We start from the raw sequence: 3,025 nt of genomic DNA, 5'->3' as shown, positions 1-3,025 counted from the left end.
AAAAACGAATACTCCGTCGAGCTGTGCAGCCGCTTCACCGCCGCTCCCGCCCCGGCAGCACCCATCGCCACATACAGCGGCAACAAATGCTCCTCCGTCGGGTGCTCTTCCGCCGCGAAGGGCGCCAGCCGCCGGTAGTCCAGCAGCGCCGCCACATCCCCCGCGCGCAGCTTCTCATCCATCCAGTCCGAGAACGCGGTCACATCCGGCGTCTCCGGCGCGTCAATCTCGGGCATCCCCCGGCGAAACCGCCTTAAATCATGCGTGAAGCTGCCGCTGCCCACCACCAGCACGCCTTGCGCCCGCAGCGGCGCCAGCGCCGCCCCCAAGGCATGGTGATACGCCGCCCCCAGGTGAGACTGCACCGAGAGCTGCAACACCGGAATCTCCGCCTGCGGATAGGCCAGCAAAAGCGGCACCCAGGCCCCATGGTCCAGCCCGCGCGCGGTGTCTATCCCCGCGGCAAACCCCGCCTCGCGCAGGCTCTGCGCCACCTGCTCCGCCAGCTCCGGCGCCGTGGGCGGGGCATAATGCAGCGTGTAGAGCTCCTTCGGGAAGCCATAAAAATCATGGATCGTATCATTGCGCGCGGGCGCATTCAGCCGCGGCATCTGCGTCTCCCAATGCGCCGAGATCACCAAAATCGCCTTCGGCCGGGGCAGCAGCCCGCCCAGCCCCATCAGAAAATCCCGCGCCGGCGTGTCCATCAACGCCATCATCGGCGAGCCGTGGCTCAAAAACAGGGCTGGCAACATCGCTCTAACCCCCCGCCCGCTGCGCGAGCCGGAACGGGTCCGCCGGATAAGTGCCCAAAATCTTTATCTCGGTCGAGAAAAACGCCAGCTCCTCAAATGCCAGGCGTAATTTTTCCTGCGCCGGGTGCCCCTCCACCTCCGCCAGAAACTGCGTCGCGGTAAAAGTGCCGTTCACCATGTAGCTCTCCAGCTTGGTTATGTTCACGCCGTTCGTCGCAAACCCGCCCAGCGCCTTGAACAACGCCGCCGGCACGTTGCGCACGTTAAACACAAACGTCGTCATCAAATTGGGTGTATCCGGCGCCAAAACAACCGGCTCCTTCGCCATCACATAAAACCGCGTCGTGTTGTGGGGTTCATCCTCCACATTGCGCCGCAAAATCTGCAACCCGTGCAACTCCCCCGCCAACGATGAAGCAATCGCCGCATCCTCTATGCTGTTCTTCGCGGCAACAATCTCCGCCGCCCCGGCGGTGTCATATTCCACCACCGCCGCCGCCCCCAGCTCGCGGATCAACCGTCGCACCTGCCCCAGCGCCACCGGATGCGAATGTATCCGCTTGATGCCCGCAATACTCGCCCCCGGTGGGGCCAACAGGCAGTGCTCGATGCGCAAAAATCTCTCACCGATGATCGAGAGCCCGCTCCCTGGCAGCAACGCATGCATATCCGCCACCCGCCCGGCCAATGAATTCTCCGGCGGCAACATCGCCAGTTGCGCCCGCCCCTCATGCACCGCCTCAATCGCCGCCTCAAACGTCTCGCAGGGCAGGGTCGCCATCTCCGGATAAGAGAGCCGGCAGATAAGGTCTGAATAGGCGCCAAACTGCCCCTGAAAAGCGATGCTGCTCATGAATAATGCCCCAAATTCCTGCGTGCCAGTTCCAAATCCGCCTGCGTATCCACCCCAAAAGGCGCCGCCGGCACCCGCGCCACGCCAATGCGCATCCCCGCCTCCAGCGCGCGCAGCTGCTCCAGTTTCTCGCGCAATTCCAGCGGCGAGGGCGCCAGCGCCACAAACCGCGCCAGCGCCGCCCGCCGGTAGGCATAAATCCCGATATGGTGCCACAACGCCCCCGCGCCCGAGGGCACGCGGTTGCGCGAAAAATACAGCGCCGGCGCCACCTCCTGCCCCTCGCCAAACGCGCAGGCGCATTTCACCACCGAGTGCGCCTGCGCCTCCTCCTCCGAGGCAACCGGGGCCACCAGCGTCGCGATATCATAGGCCGGGTCCTCCAGGGGGCGCAGCACCGCGCGCAGATATTCCGGCGCGATGCTCGGCAAATCCCCCTGCAAATTGATGATCACATCATGCACCCCGCCCGGGTCCAGCTGATTCAGCGCGGCAAAAATCCGGTCCGAGCCCGATGGATGTCCCGGGTCCGTCAGCACCGCCACCCCGCCCGCCGCTTCCACCGCCCGCGCGATCACCGCCTCCCCGCAGGCCACCGCCACCGGCCCCAAACCGGCCTCGCGCGCGCGTTTCAGCACATGCACAATCATCGGCAGCCCGGCGATATCGGCCATAATCTTGTCCGGCAGGCGGGTGGAGCCCATGCGGGCGGGAATGAGGATGATGGGTGTCACGTTGTTCTCGTCTCGCTGATGCTTGTCGTGCCTGCCTAAATCGCTATAGGGGTAAGCGCAATTGCGGCAAATAACGAGAGGGTCAGGGGTTAAGCATGAGCGGTAAAGGCAAGGACAGTCTGCTGGGCAACAAAATCGCAGCCGGTCTGCTGACCGCCGGGCTGATTTTCTGGGGTGCCAACCGCATCGCCAGTATCGTGGTGCCTGACGAGGCGCCCAAAACCCCGGCGATCAAAGTTCCCGCCCTGCAAACCGCGGCCGCCCCCGTGGTGGCTGCGGCGGCCGGGCTGGAGTCGATCATCCCGCTCATCGCCACGGGCGATGTCGCCAAGGGTGCCGCCTTCGTGCAGCAGCAATGCGCGGCGTGCCACACCCTCACCTCCGGCGGCGCCGCGGGCGTCGGCCCGAATCTTTATGGCGTCATGGGCTCGCCGATGTTCTCCGGCGGCTTCGCCTATTCCGATGCCGTGAAGGACAAGGCCAAGGGCAACTGGAACTATGACAACATAAACGCCTGGCTCGCCGCGCCGATGACCTTCGCCCCCGGCACCGGCATGTCCTACGCGGGCATCAAAAACGTACAGACCCGCGCCGATGTCGTGGCCTATCTGCGCACCCTGGCCGCCAACCCCGTGCCGCTGCCAACCGCCGCTGAAATCAAGGCCGCCACCGCCGCCGCTGCC

At 65.1% G+C, this 3,025-nt stretch carries 4 protein-coding genes; 1 reads left to right on the top strand and 3 read right to left on the bottom strand.

Going from position 1 to position 3,025, the window contains the following annotated elements:
* From PHE40_RS10155 to PHE40_RS10145, 3 genes are all read right to left on the bottom strand, one after another.
* Positions 1–755, bottom strand: a 755-nt coding sequence (locus tag PHE40_RS10155; protein ID WP_299961411.1) for a class III extradiol ring-cleavage dioxygenase, incomplete at its 3' end; no start/stop codon positions are given.
* Positions 756–759: 4 nt separating this feature from the next.
* A complete protein-coding gene (locus PHE40_RS10150) occupies positions 760–1,608 on the bottom strand; it encodes a prephenate dehydratase (protein ID WP_299961409.1) in 849 nt (282 codons plus the stop codon).
* Positions 1,605–2,342, bottom strand: a complete 738-nt coding sequence (locus PHE40_RS10145) for a 3-deoxy-manno-octulosonate cytidylyltransferase (protein ID WP_299961407.1) — start codon at positions 2,340–2,342, stop codon at positions 1,605–1,607. The genes PHE40_RS10150 and PHE40_RS10145 overlap by 4 nt, the downstream gene beginning before the upstream one ends.
* 95 nt (positions 2,343–2,437) lie before the next feature.
* Between PHE40_RS10145 and PHE40_RS10140 the strand changes: the two genes are divergently transcribed.
* Positions 2,438–3,025: cytochrome c family protein (locus PHE40_RS10140; RefSeq protein ID WP_299961405.1), on the top strand; the 588-nt coding region annotated here is incomplete at its 3' end.

The sequence above is a fragment of the Acidocella sp. genome, from assembly GCF_028687955.1.
Lineage (GTDB): Bacteria > Pseudomonadota > Alphaproteobacteria > Acetobacterales > Acetobacteraceae > Acidocella.
The sequence above is the reverse complement of the archived record's forward strand: the minus strand, read 5'-3'. Positions and strand labels throughout refer to the sequence as shown.

Coding starts and splice junctions, on each gene's coding strand:
- PHE40_RS10150 (WP_299961409.1), bottom strand. CDS start 1,608: ATGAGCAGCATCGCTTTTCAGGGGCAGTTTGGCGCCTATTCAGACCTT.